Below are 17,840 nucleotides of genomic sequence, written 5' to 3'. Positions count from 1 at the left end.
CGAGACGGCTGCGCTACCTGAAAAGCTACGCCGCCTCGGGCCAGCTCACGTCCCGCCAGAGGGGTCCCTTTTGGACGCCGATCAGGGGGCCCAATTGGATGCCGATTGACAGGCTGGGTCTGCTGGCGCGGTAACGCAGATGGGCTGGGCGGCTTCACCTATGTGAACCGGCTTTCGCTGGTGACGCTGCAGGGGACCGGCATGGGCTTCTTCGGCCTCTATGGCTCGACGGCAGCGCTGGCCACGACCCTGACGTTGTCGGCCGTGGTGAACTGCATCGGCATCGGCTTCCAGCGCGGCACCCACACGAACTGGCAATTGGTGCAGAACGATGCTTCCGGCGCGCCCACGCTCACCGATCTCGGGGCGAGTTTCCCGGTCGCGAGCACGACCAACGTCCTGACGCTCACACTCCTCGCGGCGCCGAACAGCAGCGAGATCGGCGTCCGGGTGGTCGAGGAGGTCAGCGGGGCGGTGGTCGAGGCTATGCTCGACACCGACATCCCGGCCGCGACGCAACTCCTGAGCCCGCGCAACTACATGAACAACGGCGCAACGGCAGCGGCAGTCGCATATGATTGCTCGGGCGTATATGTCGAGACAGATTATTGACTTACGTGCCAAGCAATCATCACACTTGGCCGATTTGAATGGACTAAATTTTGCGGATGACCTTGGTTTCAATCAACGCATGGAGGTGCGCGCGAAGCCCTGTTGGCACATGCCCACCGTTGATCACGACGCCCGCTTCCATATTCTTTTCTAAGGCATGTCCAGTGAGATTTGCGCTGGTCAGGAACGCGGCTTTGCCGTCTGCTACCGCAACTTTCGCATGAACTCTCCCCTCGGTGAAAGGTGGGGGTCGCTCAGTCCAAACAAATAGCGCTGCCGAAGGCACATAACGCCGCATGGTCGCAATCGGATCGACAGATAGGCTGCCCCCGTGACTCGATGACGTTTCCAAAAGAATTTGAATGTTGACGCCGCGATTTGACGCTGCATTCAACGCGTCTACGACCGAAGAAACGTCGTAGACCACGAAGCTTACGAGAAAGAGGTCGCTTTGCGCTAGACCGATGATGTCTAGAAGGACCTGTTCGGTGCGCCGGGTAGGAACGAATGGCGTAGTCGGACCTGTCCAGACAAGCTCGACTGTACTCTCTCGCTGTGACTTCTCTCGGGCGAAAGTCGCTCCGATCAGTATTCCGGCGAGTACATCTCCTGAGATGTCGGTCTGTTCCCAAACAGCAATGAGGCGATCAAGCGCTGCTCGAGCTGACGGAGTCGTCACAAGTTTGCGCAGGCCTCCAACACTCCCTGTCGCGTCCGATCTGCGGACACGAGCAGCGAGGGCTTCAATCCTAGAGGGTGACAACAGGGTCACGAGGTCTGCGGCAGCAATCAGCAAGGCATCCATCAAATGCTCCCGAAGAATGCCACATCGGGGTTCTCGAGCGTGGGTACGACAAGCGCGCGATCGAGGTGGCGGTTCCCTCGCTCACACGACGTCTCAGAGACGAACGAACAGGCGTGACATGCTGCTCCGTGAAGAGACTGGTCCTTGCTCGGGTCGTGTTCTGCGCAGAGTGGGTCCGAGGCGCAGATGTGGGCGCGATCCAGAGCTTGGCGCAGAAGTCTTCCGAGATTCTCAGGCTTCCCGAGCTCCACGAGACCACCGAGAGTTCCATCCGAGTCCGCAGCGGCCGTGTAAATGAGAAACCCGGCTTGATCCCTGCCGTCATCTACGTCTGCATAAATGCGCTCACGAATGCTAGCGGCATTGTATCCGCATTCCAACGCCAATTCCCGGATCAGCATGTGGGCTAGAGTGTGCAGCATGACATAGCGCACCCCTGGATAACCTTCGTTTGGATCCAGATTCCTCTTTTGGCGCCAGCCGCGATGACCTTGTCGGAGCCGCGAATCGAGAGCTTTTACAGGGTCTTTATCTGCCCAAGCCTTCAAAGCATCCGTGTCGAAGCGAATGAAAATCCCTTCACCGTGAACTTGAGTCGCGGGCACCCAATTCGGCGCTGCACGCGCGAGAGGCGCTCGCGGGGCGGCCTGGTCTCCTGTGCCCTCGTCGGGGGACTCGACCCTCGTGAATCCAAGAAGGGCATTTACTTCACGTAGCCGCTCCAAGAGCAGCAAGCGTTTGATTGCCGAACCGAAACCCGTGGGAATCCCAACTTTCGTACTCATGAAATGGGGATAATCGGTGGGAGGATTCTCAGCGGTGAGGACGTCCCATTCTGGTCCTTTCAGGTCACGCTGATCGACCTCCGAGCCGCCGTTGCGATGGTTTTCGATAGCAGACCAGATTTGCTCGTCAGTGAACTGCTCGATGCCGGGCAACTGAGCGGTCTTTCTCAGCGTCTTGACGACAAACGCCACTTCCGCTGCTGAGGCGACGTCGTCAAAGAATGTCCAACCGTCCGCGACGAGTTGCGCAAGAGGGCTTCCGACTTGCGGGATGGCGAGGACCGAAAGCGTAACCGGAAACCAGCTGTTGGTCGCCCCTAGGAGGATGGCCCTAGGATCATTGGCACAATCATCGTCGTAGCGGTCGATATGCGGGTGTCGGCCACGACAGGCTGGTAGATTGTCGCGTCCTGCTTGACCGAAGGCCTGTGACATATTTTTGGACGCACCGCAGCCATCGCATTTGACCCAAAGGTTTTCAGTCTGCAGAGAAGCTCCGCTCTCGAAGAACCTCAGTGTTGCACGGCAGGTACTGGGCCCACCGTGAACGAACCAGTGCCAGGCAAAGTCATCCAAATGACCGGCGCGACAAGCCATCAGGAAGCGCGCCGGAACAGCGTCCGCATCCCTGGCCCGTTGATCGTTGTTTGACCCCCGGCACCCTTCATGAACGAAACGCGTCAGCTCAGGACGGTATCTATTTTCCTTCAGCTTGAACAAGCCTGCGTCATAGGGCGAAAGCAAACCGCATTTGACGCAGCGAAGCCATCGAGGGAAGGGCTTAACCGGCACGCCGATCAGGGCCGCCGCCGAAAACGGGTCTGTGATTTCCCTTTCGCCCACGGGTGGCATGCGCAGCGACTCGACCTGAGGCCCGAGCACGCTTCTGACATTGGCGAGCAAACGAGCCTCTTGAATCGGCTGGCACCTATCTTTTTCCCAGCGGTCGATCCCCATCGTGACAACCGACATATTCGGTAGGTCGATGAGGGCGCCTGGTCCATAAGTCCAAAGCAACTGGCTCGGACGAATTTCTCCTACGGGTGTCCTACTCATTGCTGATCCTCCTCGGGCTGCGTCACCCGCGGGCGCCAAGTCGGATCACTTGTCGAGCGGTCGTCTTCCATTACGAGCCGAACTCCTGGCTCGACTTCGCGCATGGACATTGGAACCGTCCAATTGGTCCAAGGCTTTGTTCCCGGCACTGACAGGAGCGGATAGGATGTGGGGCCCGCGCCATGCTTTTGATAGACGAGCGTGCGGCCACCGACGCCAGATTCTTTAGCCCAATCGTCAGCACGACTCTTCATCGCGTCTTCAGTGAGCTTCTTCTTTTGCGAGTCCTCGGTCACTTCCCACGTCCGGGCAGCGACGGCGCCTACCGTTTCCAGCATTTCATTGCGACTGGGACTGTTCATGGCGCCAGCGCCGTCATTGGGTGCAAAGGGGTCATAGGCGTGGCGCATGATGGAGAGCATTGCCCCTGTGAGACCGCGATCCAGAGCTCGCGGAGAGAACGGGGTTACGGACTGGGCCTCGACATGTTGATAGAAGGTCGCGTGATAATGCTCGAAGGTCTCATAGTGCGACAGATCACGAGGCCGTGCCCATGTCAGCACTGTGGCTACGAGGCCCGGCGGTGTCCGGCCAACACGGCTGGTTGCCTGAATGTACTCTGCGGTGCCCTTAGGTTGACCATTTACCACCATGACACCGAGACGATTCACGTCGACACCGACAGACAGCATGTTCGTTGCAAGAACTGCATCGATTGGCCGGGCATCTCCGGGGTTCCTGTTGTTTACCCACTTTCCAAGTGACGGGTCGAACATGCCGTCAAAGGGGACCTCGAGCCGGTCAAGGTATCGAGGAATGTCTTGGCTAGAGACTCGAGAAGTTAGTTCGCTGATTTCCTCCACTCTACGCTGCGAAAGCCCGGGCCGGTCCACCAAGCTCATTTCGACACGGAAGGAGCGCGTTTGGACGTCGTCTTCCGCCAAACGCTTCATCCCACCGAGCTCTCGCAGCGAATTGAAGTAGCCTACGAGGGTCATGTAGGGGTCGGCAACCGGGCCGAACCGGTCAAACAGCGCCTGTGCGGCGGTGAGGAATGCCGTGTAGGTCCTGATCAGAACCGCAGGGCGGGAGCTGCCGGGTGCGCAGATTCCCATGTACCGTCGGCCCGGCTTCTCGCCGATAGATCTCTGGACCGAGAAGAAATTGTCCTCGACGTCCAGGCCGGAAGGCGGAAACACGGAAATGCGGCGCATGAACACATTACGCACCTGGTCGTCGGCCCGCCGTACGGTGGCTGTCGAAGCGACGACCTTTGGGCGGACCTTCTTGTCGCCCAGAGCCCAACTGCTCAGCTCGTCGACGGCCGTTTCGTAAAGCCCCACCATGGTGCCCAACGGACCGCTGATGAGGTGGAATTCGTCCTGGATGATCAGATCTGGCGGTCGGATTGCGCGAACCGGCTTCACACCGGCAGCCGGATACATCCCCCTTGCTCTGTGCCCGGTACCACAGTCGTGACTCGGCCAGAGCAAACCATGTCGCCCGCATTCCTGCTCCACGCGGCCGAAAAGATTCCGAACCTCGGGGCGCCACGCCATCATCGCGAACTTGTCCACGGTTGCGATCATCATCGTCGGCGGGCGGTGATAGATCTCCTCGTCGACGACTTTCACGGGAAGCCCCGGGTGAGGCTGCCCTGTGGATTTCGCCTTCGAGAAGTCGCAGCCGCCCAGCTTGTCGCCGCAGTGGATCAGCGTTTGGCCGGCGATCCTGTCGACCTCGATGTCGCGACCACCGGAGATCTCCGAACCGCACCAAGGGCAGCTGGTCAGCTGTGCAGGCGATGCAATGCCCGCCTTGTTGCGATCGTTGTTTCGAATGGCCTCGACAGCCTGGTGAGACGCTTCGGTCGTGCCCGGTGTCACGCGATTACCGACCCAGAGACCGAGCGTGAAAGGTTCCTTGCCCCAGGTCTTATCGTCTGCACGACGGATGACCTCCATCGCGCAGAGCAGCGTCGTGGCCCGCTGGAATTGTTGTAGCGTCAGAAGGCGCAGCGTGTAGCGCATTATGACTGCGAGACCGCGTGAAGCGTCGAGGCCGGCTAGATCATTTTTCAAGCGGCGCATGGCCATGGCGAAGGCCGCCACACCGAGATAGGCTTCGGTCTTCCCGCCACCCGTCGGGAACCAGAGGAGGTCCGCGAACGCCTCGACCGGCTTCGTCCGGTCCGGATGAGTGGGATCGGCCAGGGACGGGATCGATAGCAGCAGGAATGCCAGCTGGAACGGGCGCCACGACCTGTTCTTGGGCACGTCCAATGTGCCCACGTCGACGGTCTCGTTCCGTCGGCGCTTCAGGGCGTAGATGCTTCGGACACGCTGCATCGCCATGGAGCGGTTGGCGAAGCGGAATGCCTCCAGCGCCTTCGGATCAGCAAAGAGTGTTTCCATGCCATCTCGTAGACGACGCAGGATCTCTTGGCAGCGCTCGATGACGTCTTTACCTGGATCATCGAAGCCGGTGATCTCCGCACCCAACCGGGCATTCTGTTCGCCGATCCAAACGGCATAATCTTCAACGAGACACGAAAGGGCGTCGCGCAGCGCGTCCGGCGCCATCTCCGCCAGCCGCGTCATGTCTAGCCAGCCCTCGTCAACCATGCGTTGCATGGCTGGGCGATCCCTGGGATCGGAGCCGGGAGTTTCGGTCACGGCTACTTCGTAGCGCGGGATGATCTCGGTTCGAACGCGGTGCGCTTTAGTCGGATCGTCTGAAGTCGTATCGGCGTGAACGGAAACGCCGTGTCCAACCGAGAACTCAAGCCGGTTACGATAAATGAGGGCGAGACGGTCACGCTCGGGGTCATCGACGACCACGTCGTTGGAGGGGCGACGCCGGAACACCGATTTGTCATCCAGATCTTCAGGGGCCTCGACGGTGATCTCGGGCTGGAAGAGCCAGGCGCTGTCCTTGTTGTCCTCGGGCTCCAGCTGTCCGTTCACGAGGAACAGAGTGACGAGACGCTCACCCTTGTTGTTCGTCCGAACCGTGCCTTGAAGCCGCACATCCGGTTGGTCGGGATCGGGGATAGACGGAGGGAGCGGCCCATCGATCAACGGCAGGGGGACGACACCGCCACACGGGACGCGCTGCCATACCTTGACCTTCACCTGTTCTTCTCGGCCGGTCTGGCGATTGCGCCGGGTCTTGGTGATGTCGTGCTCAGCATTGGGGACCCGTTCGTAACGCCCCCACCGGGCGTCTACCGCCAACGATTGAACGTCTGCGGCGACGCAGAAGGTCAGTCCCATGCTCGATGGCACCAGCGACTGGTTGTTCGTCGTGTCGATCTCGTCGAGCGCGTCGTCTTCGGGCTCCACCCGGCCGGTGGCAGTCGGAAACTCCGCCCCGGGCTCGTGCAGCGGTGCGGCCCGCTCTTCCTCGAGGTCGCCCGCCTCATCTGCACCGGAAGCCGGTTCCACCTGCGCGGCCTGATCGTCACTCGGGCGTCGGGGTGCGAGCTTGCCGACCAGATAGCGATCGCGGACGCTCATGTCCTTGATCAGCTCGTGCGGCCCTTCCGCTGGGCCGAGTAGGTCGTCCCGTACCGAGACCTCGAGAAGATCGCGAACGTAGGTCACGTCCTTGATAAGCGGCACCGCGTCGGGTGAAGCAGCGCCGAGCGAGGGAAGGACGCGAAGGAAATCACCCCAAGGCAGTCGCGTTGCCGGTGCGCTCGGCGCGGTCAGGCCGAGCGTGGTCAGGGGAACTGCGGGGTCAACGGCTTGAGCCTGGTCGAAATAGATGGTCCGACCGCCGGTATCTGACCGGACACGCAGAATGCGTCCGACGATCCTCACCACATCGTCGGACCCTATGACGACTGTCCAGTCACCAGGAGCGACGGCGGTTTCGTCGGTCGGGCCGAGTTCGATCCGGAGTGCACGTCCGTTGGTGGCAGGCTCGCCGCGGATGATCCACGCAACATTCTGAGGGGCGGCTTGTTCAATCAACTCGGTCATTTTCTATCACTCTCAGAAATGCGGTAGCGGGCGCCGCGGCGTTCGCCTTGACGTTCGACGGTGCCGCGCGCCAACAGATCATTGATCGCGGCATTCCACTGGCCATCCGGAATGTCGACATAGGCAAGGATGTCCGACTTGCTCAGCCATGCACGACGCGCCCTTAAAAAGGTTACGATCTTTGTAGATGTGCTTTCTGAATTATCAGCGGATCGGCCATTGGCCCTTTTTGAAGGGACAAGGTTGAATTCGGCCTGTGAGGATGTGACAGATGAACGTTTCCTTTTTGGTGCGGCTTGGTCAATCTTCTTATTTTTTTCGTCCGCCTCAAGCTCATTTAGGTATCTTCTTTGATTCAGCTTAGACAGTCGTGCGAGCAATTCGACCCGCGCCTCATCACAAATCGTGAATCTTCGCCGATCGTTTTCGGGAAGGTATTCGACATCATAAAAATCATGTCGCAAGTTGATGTCGGACCAGCCGTAAGCCTGCAGGACAGCCTCATCAATTCCAGTTTGAGATTCTCGAAGAACTTGAATGCACTCCGCCGTTGCCTCGGGGTCGTGGTAAGAATTGTAGAGTCGAGTAATGCCACACCTTGTGTCGCGCATGGCTTGCAGTCTCTCCCCATGGAACGCATTGCCCAGTCTTTCCAGATGCTCGGAAATATCCGGAAAAGGAAAGGTTTCGAAGCAATCGCTTGGGATGTATCTGAGCCTCGTCTCAAGGGATGATGAATGGGTTCTAACCCACTCAGAATGTAGCGCCGAATTCATAACGCAAAAATATCCGAATGATTCGATCGCAAAAACGTTCGTTGCGTGAGAAAAAACCGAGGTGTTCGGCTGCATTCCAAGAGACAAGTATTTGGTTGTTTGCACCGCGACCAGCACGAGTGGCATAGGCTCAGTGTTTGGCTCAAAACCAGCGGGATGATTCTCAAATAGCTGTCCGCGCCCGATGGCATGGTATAGGGCAGGTCTTTTGTCCGCATACTGCCACCACCGCTGTGGTAGCGGACGCCGTAAAGCGTAGTCACCGTTGTCTTTTCGCCTTTGCCTTTCAGGCTTCACATTAGCCTCAATCCATTGATATGGCAGGTCGTATGTGCGAGCCCGCTCCTCGGACCAATCCCAGAAATTGATAACCCATCGGCTCGGGTTTTGCTCTGGATCGGAGTTGAGGTCCTCACCATTGAGAAAGGGAAAAAGAACATCGCGATTTCTTGGATCGACGCTTAGCATCGCATCGGCTTGGTCCTTAGTTAGAACAAAGCCCATTCCGAGGACGATAGAGCCTTGGAATGCCAAATTGCTGTTTTCTTTGAGCGGCTTCGGGGACCACTCTTCTCGATCAGACAGAAATGGGGATATGTAATTAACGGGTTTTCCATTCAGAGTTTTCTGCGAATCCCAATGCCCTTTGGCAACGTGAACGCGGCTGGTGGCGACAGATGCCGCTCCCGGCCAAGGCTCGTTCGGATAGGCTGCGTAAACAACAGCCCCGTTTCTAACCATCTCCTCCAGGCCGACCTGTCGCGTATCTCCTTCGGAGATCGTGTTTACCGCGAGTAATCCAAATGCTCCGCCCTCCCGCATCAAATTCCACGAACGAAGGAAAAAATATGCAGATAGGTCTGCAGAGCCTCTTCGACCGTCGGCAATAACTCCCACAAGCCAACTTCTAAATGCAGTTCCAAGCGCACCCGTTATCCGACGACCTCCAAGGAACGGGGGATTTCCGATTAACGCATCGAAGCCGGCCCGTTGATCGCCGAAGACCTCTGGGAATTGAAGCGGCCAGTGGAACGGATCGCGGGGGCGGTCATCCGGCGCATCAATGCGTAGGTCCGTCATCGCATCGCGACGAAGACGGTCAACTGCGGCTTCGGTCCCGTTTGCTGACGCGTCGGCCAAGGCCTCAACTGCCTGCAGTCGGTCTGCGCGTTCGGTCGCACGCGTTTCTGCCAGAATGATCCCGACGAAGGCATCGGCCACGACCTGCGGCAAGAGAAGCGCGCGTCGTGACTCGGCATCGAGCGCGGCCATCGCATCCACATCCCCGATGTCCCGGATGGGGATGGAGCGCAGGCGGGTGCGCAATTCGATGGCCTTCTCCACGGCAGCCTGAATGCTCCGCCCGAACAACTTGAGCTGCTTCGACCCTTTCGGGGCCATGCTGAGTTCGGTCAGTTGCCGGATGTCATGGATCCCGAGGAGGCTGTCACCGCTGCGCAGGTTGTGGTCGAGGAAGCCGAAGGGCCGCCCCTTGGACATGGTGGTGAGCCATAGCGAGAGCTTGGCGAGTTCCACGGCGAGCGGGTTCTTGTCGACGCCGTAGAGGCAGCGTTCCGCCACGAGGCGACGTGCGACGATCGCGCGTTCCTCGACGTCCTGCGACAGCGGGTCGAACCCCTCGGTCGCATCATCGAAGATGCGTCCTTCGCTGTCGATCCGCTTGCCGTCGGCCTCGGCCGCCGCCCAGGCCTCGACCAAGCGGTCGGAGAGCCAACGGCACGCCTGCACCAGGAAGGCCCCGGACCCCATCGCAGGGTCGCATATCTTGAGATCCAGCAGGTCTTCGGCGCTCTTGAGTTCCCAGTCCTCGGGCGCCTTGCCTTCGGCCGGGCCGCGGTAGGCAACCGGAGTCAGCGTTTCTGCGACGATCTTCTCGGTCAGGCTCTTGGGCGTGTAGTGCGTGCCGCTCTCGCGCCGGTCGGCACCGAGGACCACGACGAACGCGCCCTTGTGGTGCACGAGCGGATAGCCCCAGGGATCGGTCCGCAGCAGGGGGGCATAAGGTAGAATGCGGTCGCGCAGACCAACGTCACCACGACATACGCTGAGCAGACGTGCGGAAAGGCGGTCGTCGGCCGTCCGATCGAGGGCGTTGCGGATGGCGGACTCCGATCGTTCGCTCCGCTCCTTGAGCAGTTCGGCCACTTTGACAGCGCCATCGAGTCGCGCCGACTCCATTTCGCCGAGCGTCACACGCGGGCTCTTCGCCTTCGATCCGCTATCGAGTTCGAGTGTGACGTCATCGACGCGCTTCACAGTGCGCTCGAGGAGACCCTCGTAGACATGCCCGATCTGTTCCACGTCGAGCGCGCGGTAGGACAGCGTGCGACCTTCGAAGATCTGGATCGCGTCCAACAGCAGGAGAACGGTGCGATCGTCGATCGGCAGTGGTTCGGCCGGATCGCTTCGCCAACTCGTGCCCTTCTTCCGCCCTTCGAGGAAAGGATAGCGATCTGGGTCGAATAGTGAACCTCCGAGCGCCGGTAGCTGCAGGGTCGGGTGATCGATCCCGCCATACACGCCGCGAAACAGAGCGAGCAGCCGTGACCACGCGGACCGACGGCGCTCAAGGATTTCCTCGGAGTCCGCGCGCAACTGCATCCGGAGGCTGGAGATGGCGTAGAAGGCGTCGTAACGCGGGTCGCCGAGCAGCAGTAGGGCGCGTTCCTCGGCAGCCAGCAAGAACACGAGCCGCATCATCACGGTCAGGCCGGCCTCATAGAGCTCTCGCGGATCGACGTCACGCAAGAGTTCGCGATTTCGGTCCTGGTCGGCGCGGTCGAGAGCCTGGACGAGCACTTCGACGGCGCGGCGGACTTGTTCTCCTAGCGCTTCGGTGACGTCATCCTGATGCTTCAGGGATCTTTCATAGAGTGCCGGAAGCTTGCCGTCGTCGGGGCCGAAGAAGCGGCGGACGCCCAGCAGGCTGACGAATGCCCGCAACGTTTCCGGTTCCTGACCCCAAAGGCGCGCGTACCAGCTCGCGAAGCTTGCCACGGCGCCTACGGGCGCGTGGACGAGCATCCAGCGCTCGCCATTGGTGACGACGCCAGTTGGACATCCAGTCGCCCGGAGTAGAGCGACCATTCGATCGGCCGGGGTAATCGCCAAGCCATCGAAGCGGCGCGTCGCATCAAGATCAGTATCGGGTCCATAAACTTGGATGAGCAGGAGCGGCTCGTCGGAGTTCGTGGGGTTCACGATAGCCAGATCGGGCGCGACTTTGACCCCGTGTTCTGGCAACGAGACAGTCAGCTGCTCGGGCAGCGCCCCCCCCCTGCGAAGGACCGTCTCGTCCATCTCGAGCGCATTTATCAGCACATCATCTATCCAGGCCGCGTGCAGCGCGGAAAGGTCGAGATCGTCTGTGTCGACGGCATCACGCCATTCCTCGTAGGTGCGACGAAGTCGCTGAGGCCGTCCCGAGGACAGCGCCTCGAGGCCTTGAGGAAAGACGTCGCGCAGCACGGGCACCGCGAGGAAGGGCCCTGATACTTCGATCAGGTTCAGCCATTCGTGATCGTTGCTCATCTGCGCTTCTCCGTCGCGAGGGAATCCGGAACCAGCAGCACGACGGCCACGGGGAACGTATGGTCGACGGCATTGGAATGCCGTTCCTCAATCGCCTTCAGCTCCTGCTCGCGCTCGTTCGGGATTCTGGCCAAGCGTGCTTCCAGGGCTGCAAGGTCGCGCTTGAGCTGCGTCCGTTCGTCTTCTGAGAAAAGTGAGAGCTGGACGGGTATTTGCTCTGCGGCGATCTCGGTTTTCAGCGCCTTTTCGAGGTCATCCAGAACTTGGCGGATGTCCTCGGCTTCCTTGCGCTTGCGGGTCTCGATCGTGTTCACCAGAAAACGGAGACGGTCCTTGGATCGAGCATCGACGGCCGCCAAAATGTTATCACGCTGCTTGTCGAAACGTGTCCTCAAGGCGTCGAATGTTGCATCCGACAGTGCCGCAGGCTGAGAATGTTCGAGCCAACGCCGGACTTCCGTGACCCCCTCACGTCGGAAACCGGTATCACGCATATACCCGCCAGCCTCCGTGAGCTCCTCGTGCAGGCGGTGATGGTTCCCGCCGGTCACGACGAGCCGGGACATCACCACCACGGCTGGTCCTTCGATTTCCCCATCCGGAAGAGAGCGTACGGTTGCCCGGTGGAGCTTCTTTATGTCGTCACGCGCCCAGATTTCCGCGCGCAAGAGCCGCAGGCTCATCTGAACAAGTCGATGGTTGAGGTGAATGAGGACGACGTCATCTCGTCCCTTGGCCACATCGTGGTCGAAGGTGATGGGGCGGACCTTCTGTGTATACGGGTGTTCTAGCCCCTCAAGGCAACGGGACCAGGAACCCGAGAGGGGCGGCATTCGGAAAACCGTGCCATCCGGAGCGCCCGCCAGGGAAACGGGTTCCAGGTCAGGTTTGTCCGCAAGACGAAGTGCGGTGTTGACGGCGCGCTGAATGTGGTCGGGCACGAGGCTTTGTTCACGTCGAGTCTCGCTCAGCCGTTCGTGGAGTTTTGCCACACGATCGCGAAGATCGCGTTCAGCCTTCACGAAACGGCGAGACTTCTCCATGCGTATTTCGGCTTCCCTCGTATCCAGGTCACGACGGCGTCCTTCAAGCAAATCAGGTAGTTGCGGCGCAATGACTGGATTTACGCTGCCCATGTCGGCGCGCATCGCATCCAGCTTGCGGAGCGCGCGCAGGATGTCGTCGCCTTGGCTGCCTTCGGCATCTACCGGATGCCATATGACGACTTCGCCGGCGCGTTGCCCATGGCGGTCGATGCGGCCGTTCCGCTGTTCCATTACATTCGGGTTGTATGGGATTTCGAGGTGGATCATCAGATGGCAATGGTTCTGGAGGTCGATGCCTTCTGATGCAGCATCAGTCGCCAGCAAAATCCTGACCGGGGATTCCGAGGGGTTCGCTTGGAACGCGGCCTTCACGCTCTCGCGTTCTTTTGGGTCCATGCCGCCATAGATGAGAGCCAACCTATCGCCCCCGAAGCCGTTCGATGCGAGGATCTCCTGCATCCACTGCTGAGTGGCGCGATACTCCGTGAACAGAATCACCCGCTCATTCGTCCATCTGTCACCGTCCTTCAGGTGACTGGCCAGCCAATCCAGTACGGCGGCGGCCTTGGCGTCGGACCGACGAGCCGCCTGCTGAGCCCAGGATCGCAGCCGGTCGAGCATCCGGCGTTCTTCGTCGGTCGGTGGCCGGACGTGCTTGCCTGCTTCCTCGATCGCTTCCGCCTCGGCGGCGTCGCGCTGCGCGTCGTCCGCGTAGTCCTCTTCGGTCTTAGCTATCGCTCGCCGAAGAATGCGGTCATCGAATTTTTTCTGGCTGCGGTCGCTAACCGAGCGACCTTCGATCGTCGCTATATGCCGCTCCAGCGTGGCCGCGAACGCAGCAGGAGATGATGATAGGCGCTTGCGCAGCAACTGGTGTACGAAGTGATCGACGGCCCGTCCTCCATCAGCACCGCCTTCGCGGCTCTTGATGTATGCGTCGAGTTGGCTCCGGGCATTCCTCTCGTCGCCCTCATATTCTAACGGCAATGCCTCAAGTTTCCGCTCGGGATAGATGCGCTTGCCGTTGGCGTCGACCAGATCGCTCTTTAGTCGACGGACCATAACGCGGGTCAACTGGGGGTCACTCGGAAGGACATTTCTCGCGAACCTCTGATCGTCGAGAAGCTCGAGGAGCGCGGTGAAGGATTCAGTATAGCCGTCATGCGGCGTGGCCGTGAGAAACAGCTTGTGTTGGAAGTGTGGCGCGGCCAGACGAACAAGCCGCGTCCTGAGGCTTTCGACGGCATAACGGCCGACGGTCGGGGCGACGTTGTGAGCCTCGTCGATGATGAGCAGGTCGAACTTCCTGGGATGGCTCACATGCGGGGGCAGTGCGTCCCGCAGAAGGCGCAATCCTTCGCCCTGTTTGGCCCAGTCCATTGAGGTGATCAGACGGGGAAAAGACGTCCACGGATTAGCGTGGAGACCGCGCTCGCGGCGCAAACGCTTGACATAGTCAGTATCGACGATCCGGAACTCGAGCCCGAACTTCTCCTGCATCTCGACTCGCCACTTTTCCTGCAAGGAGGCAGGGCAAAGCACGAGGACCGTGCGGGCGCGGTGACGCAGGAGCATCTCTTGAATGACGAGCCCGGCCTCAATGGTCTTGCCGAGGCCGACGTCGTCGGCGATCAGAAGATTGGTGCGCGCCATGTCGATTGCTCGCACGAGCGGATCCAGTTGGTAATCTTCGATGCTTACACCGCTGCGGAATGGGGCCTGCAAATAGCCGCGATCAGCGTTCGTCGCGGCACCCCATACGACTGCATCAAGGAAGGCTTGCAGTGTCGAAGGGTCGTCCAAGCCGGTCAAGCGAGGCAAACCGGCCCTCTCGATGACATGAGCTCCTGGCTCGAGCTCCCAGAGGACCTCAATCTCTTCGCCGAGCGCATCCTCGTCGATGGAGGCCAACCGGACGAGATGCCGTTTGGGCAAACCGGGTGCGACCGACCCGCCGTTGACTTCCGAGACCATCCATTGGCGACGACGAGCCTCGACGAGCTGGCCCGGTTCCGGCGCAGCAGAGTGAGCTACCGCGGCCATCAATTCGTCTGCTGTCATGGTCATGGTTGGGCCCCATTCTTTCTGCGTGCGCGTACGAGTTCTGCAATGCGGCTCGCGGCGTGGTTGACATCTTCATGCTCCCAGATGCGAACCGACTCCCACCCAAGAGCCTGCAGCCGTTGGTCAGTGTCTGCGTCCCGTGAGCGATTGGTTTCGATTTTCTGGCGCCAGAAATCGGCGTTGCTCTTAGGCCAAGAGGCATGCTCGGGACACCCGTGCCAAAAGCATCCATCGACGAACACGGCAATCTTGGTCGCAGGAAACACGATATCTGCGATGCGTCTGGGCTTCGCCAGAAGTGGAACATGGAGCCGATAACGCAGGCCTTGGGCATGCAGAGCCTTGCGGAGATTCAGCTCCGCTCGCGTGCCCTTTTGCCGCACGCGCGCCATTCTACGGCTGGCCTCAGGCGACGAGGGGCTTGCATTCGCCATTGATCGATAGACTTTCCGAATTCAGGTCGGCATCAGAAAATTGCTGAAGATGGGCAATGATGCTTCGCCCAATCACTTCGCCCAAGGTTACTGGGACAGCGTTTCCAATCATTCGACCCAAGGATTTAAAATGAATAGGCTCGCCTTCAGGCACGAATGAATAGGTCGTAGGGAAGCCTTGGAGGATCGCGCCCTCTCTCAATGAAATTGCTCTGTCTTGGTCCGGGTGCCCAAATCGTCCGTTCCCGAACCCGTAATATTGAGTAGTCAGAGTCGGCGCAGGGTTGTCCCACTCCATCCTGCCGTAAACGCCAGGGTACGTCTTGCCGCTATCTTTCTTATGACACGCGGCGACCAGATGCTCTGGCCAATCACGCCAAGAACCGCCGGGCTTGGAAGCACGAATACGTTCGACGTTTAGCGGCGACAGCCGCGATGCGGTATGTAACGGGTCTGCGGCGTAACTCTCGCCATGGGAAATCGGCGGCAGATCTCCAATTGCATCACGTACACTTCGCGCATGTTCCAGATCAGGTGCGGCGGTGCGAATGGGCCCAAGTTTTGAAGCAAGCAAGACCATGCGTCGCCTCGTCTGGGGAAGGCCGTATTTGATGCAGTCAATGACCTCTCTATGAACGAAGTATCCCTGACTTTCGAGCGAAGCTGAGAAATCGTCGAAGACGGCGTGTTTCGCAACGGTCGGGACATTCTCCATGGTAACGATGTCTGGACGCGTCTCTTTCACCAGTCGGTCGAACTGATAGAGAAGCCCCCAGCGTGGGCTGCTGAGCACGTCGTACCTCTGCGAATATGTAGAGAAGGGCTGACATGGGGCACATCCGGCAAGGACCTTTACCCCGCCATTTCCGAAAAGCTCGTCGAGTCTCGCACCGGACACCTTGCTGATGTCCTCTTTGATGAAAATGGCATCATTATTGAACTGGAAAGGGTGTCGGCAACTTTCCTCGATGTCGACGCCAGCTACGACATTGATGCCCTCTTTCTGGAGGCCGTGGGTCAATCCACCGGCACCGCAAAAAAGGTCAATGCAAGTAACGTCCTTCATTCATCTTCTCACTTTTCGCCTGGTTTGTGATCAGGCGCTTAGGTCGTCGGCGGCCTTTCCGTTTCTGACCCATTCGTCGATTTCGTCGGTCTTGAATTTCCAAAGTCGACCGACCTTGTGCGCTGGCATCTCGCGCTTGGAAATCCACCCGTATACAGTATCTTTGCTGACACCGAGATAATCAGCGATCTCCTCGACGGAGAGCCAGCGATCAGTCATGGTGCGGCCCTTCCAAGTGCAGCCAGCGTATTTGAGCACAATCTTTACACCCTCCGTTGGCCGAGTAAACCGGATTTAGTCGGATTAGACCTGTTTTGCTGTGCTTGCGCTCAAGCTTTCGCTGAAGATGTGCCCGGCGTCGGCACTCGCGGTGAAGAAGGCATGCTGGGATCGACCAGCGCGCCCTGTGCCTCGTGGAAGGTGGCGCGGCAGTGCGATGTACCCTGCATTGGCCGTGCTGTGCTGGTCTTGGCGCACAGGGGGTGTCAGGCAATCGGTATGGTTCAGCCCCCGGCCTTGTCCGATGCGATCTCGCTCAGCTCCCGATTTTCGAATGCCACGACATCCTCCATCCGGTAGATAACGCGGCGTCCGATCTTGATGAAGCGAGGCCCGTCACCAAGAGAGCGCCAGTATTCGAGGGTCCTGTGGCTGATCCTCCATCGTGCTGCCAGCTCGATTTGGGTCAGACGTGTGTCAAACATTTTTGTTTCCTTTCGTGCGACCTTAACGGCCGAAATGCGAATTCCCTGCGCGTCCGATACGAAGCTTCGCGCAGGGTTTTGCTGACGATGCCCGCGCTGGATTCAGCGTCCGGCCTTTATCTCCTCCAAGTCGCGCAATTCTTGATTTTCGAACGCCAGCACATCTTCGAGGCGGTAGATCACGCGTCCGCCGAGCTTCATGAAGCTCGGTCCTTCGCCAGTCCACCGCCACCGCTCAAGTGTCCTCGGGCTAATTCTCCATCGGGCCGCCAGATCGATTTGACTGAGGCAAATTTCTCGCATTTTCGTTTCCTTTCGAACGACCTCCGTGGTCGCGCGACAACGAATGCGTAGAAAGAAAACGTATTCAAGTCAGTGTGTTGCGGGAAGATGCGCGTTGCGGGCGGGGCCTATCGGACGGTCCGCGCAGGCGCGAGTTTTAGGGTAAGGCCATGTCAGATCACGCAATTTCCGTCAGAACATCTTAGGACACGTAATCCTGCCGGAGCTTCCTCAAGGGTCACAGGAGACGGTCCGGTTGAAAGCGCACCTCCTCCGCCACTTGCCCTCGCGAAAGTGTTCTCCCGATCCAGCCGCGACCGGATTTTCTTTTTGTTTTCGAGGGTTGTAGCGGTTGGGCTATTCACCTCGATAAGCGAAAACGGCCCGAATACCGTTCTCTAACGCCCAAATTCTCTGAAGCTGTTGACTGCGCCGATTTGGTGCAGAGTTTTTAATCTACTGAAATCCCAGCGCTTTTCAGGCTGGCAACCTGAACACTTCGATGCCGGTGGCTTCTCCGGAGAAACGACCGAGGTCGGACGTTCGCTGACGTGAGAACGGTGCCTGCCTTGTATCTTCGACAACATCTGCGTCCCGTCACATGACAAGGGCACCGGAAGCCACATCAATCTGATCCATTCTCAAGTTCGTGTGGCAACGTCGGCACGCCTA

At 59.3% G+C, this 17,840-nt stretch carries 11 protein-coding genes; 1 reads left to right on the top strand and 10 read right to left on the bottom strand.

Annotation, left to right across the window (positions count from 1 at the left end; all coding sequences use genetic code 11):
• Nucleotides 1–201 precede the first annotated feature (201 nt).
• The gene (locus Q5Y72_RS03790; RefSeq protein WP_305962359.1) at nt 202–612 is read left to right on the top strand and encodes a hypothetical protein; all 411 of its coding nucleotides are present in this window, start codon (nt 202–204) and stop codon (nt 610–612) included.
• 43 nt (nt 613–655) lie between these two features.
• On the opposite strand, the gene drmC is transcribed toward Q5Y72_RS03790, so the two are convergent.
• The 10 genes from drmC to Q5Y72_RS03740 form a co-directional block, all read right to left on the bottom strand.
• Nucleotides 656–1,417 (bottom strand): DISARM system phospholipase D-like protein DrmC, encoded by a 762-nt coding sequence (gene drmC, locus Q5Y72_RS03785; protein ID WP_305962098.1) that lies wholly within the window; start codon nt 1,415–1,417, stop codon nt 656–658.
• Nucleotides 1,417–3,258, bottom strand: a complete 1,842-nt coding sequence (gene drmB, locus Q5Y72_RS03780; RefSeq protein WP_305962097.1) for an MrfA Zn-binding domain-containing protein — start codon at nt 3,256–3,258, stop codon at nt 1,417–1,419. The genes drmC and drmB overlap by 1 nt, the downstream gene beginning before the upstream one ends.
• Nucleotides 3,255–7,244 (bottom strand): DISARM system helicase DrmA, encoded by a 3,990-nt coding sequence (drmA, locus tag Q5Y72_RS03775; protein WP_305962096.1) that lies wholly within the window; start codon nt 7,242–7,244, stop codon nt 3,255–3,257. Before drmA ends, drmB begins: the two co-directional genes overlap by 4 nt.
• Nucleotides 7,241–11,572 (bottom strand): Eco57I restriction-modification methylase domain-containing protein, encoded by a 4,332-nt coding sequence (locus Q5Y72_RS03770; protein WP_305962095.1) that lies wholly within the window; start codon nt 11,570–11,572, stop codon nt 7,241–7,243. The genes drmA and Q5Y72_RS03770 overlap by 4 nt, the downstream gene beginning before the upstream one ends.
• Nucleotides 11,569–14,685 (bottom strand): DISARM system SNF2-like helicase DrmD, encoded by a 3,117-nt coding sequence (drmD, locus tag Q5Y72_RS03765; protein WP_305962094.1) that lies wholly within the window; start codon nt 14,683–14,685, stop codon nt 11,569–11,571. Before drmD ends, Q5Y72_RS03770 begins: the two co-directional genes overlap by 4 nt.
• Complete coding sequence (locus Q5Y72_RS03760; RefSeq protein WP_305962093.1) at nt 14,682–15,116, bottom strand: very short patch repair endonuclease; 435 nt, start codon at nt 15,114–15,116, stop codon at nt 14,682–14,684. Before Q5Y72_RS03760 ends, drmD begins: the two co-directional genes overlap by 4 nt.
• Nucleotides 15,088–16,182 carry a DNA cytosine methyltransferase gene (locus Q5Y72_RS03755; RefSeq protein WP_305962092.1) on the bottom strand — a complete coding sequence of 365 codons (1,095 nt, stop codon included), beginning with the start codon at nt 16,180–16,182 and terminating at the stop codon, nt 15,088–15,090. The genes Q5Y72_RS03760 and Q5Y72_RS03755 overlap by 29 nt, the downstream gene beginning before the upstream one ends.
• A gap of 30 nt (nt 16,183–16,212) precedes the next feature.
• Nucleotides 16,213–16,401 carry a methylation-associated defense system helix-turn-helix domain-containing protein MAD1 gene (gene mads1, locus Q5Y72_RS03750; RefSeq protein ID WP_164608659.1) on the bottom strand — a complete coding sequence of 63 codons (189 nt, stop codon included), beginning with the start codon at nt 16,399–16,401 and terminating at the stop codon, nt 16,213–16,215.
• A gap of 284 nt (nt 16,402–16,685) precedes the next feature.
• Nucleotides 16,686–16,886: a helix-turn-helix transcriptional regulator gene (locus Q5Y72_RS03745; protein ID WP_305962091.1), complete on the bottom strand. Its 201-nt coding sequence runs from the start codon at nt 16,884–16,886 to the stop codon at nt 16,686–16,688.
• A 102-nt stretch (nt 16,887–16,988) separates the two neighbouring features.
• The gene (locus Q5Y72_RS03740) at nt 16,989–17,189 is read right to left on the bottom strand and encodes a helix-turn-helix transcriptional regulator (RefSeq protein WP_164129467.1); all 201 of its coding nucleotides are present in this window, start codon (nt 17,187–17,189) and stop codon (nt 16,989–16,991) included.
• Between the last annotated feature and the right edge of the window lie 651 nt (nt 17,190–17,840).

It is taken from the genome of Paracoccus spongiarum (assembly GCF_030732095.1).
GTDB lineage: Bacteria > Pseudomonadota > Alphaproteobacteria > Rhodobacterales > Rhodobacteraceae > Paracoccus > Paracoccus spongiarum.
The sequence above is the reverse complement of the archived record's forward strand: the minus strand, read 5'-3'. Positions and strand labels throughout refer to the sequence as shown.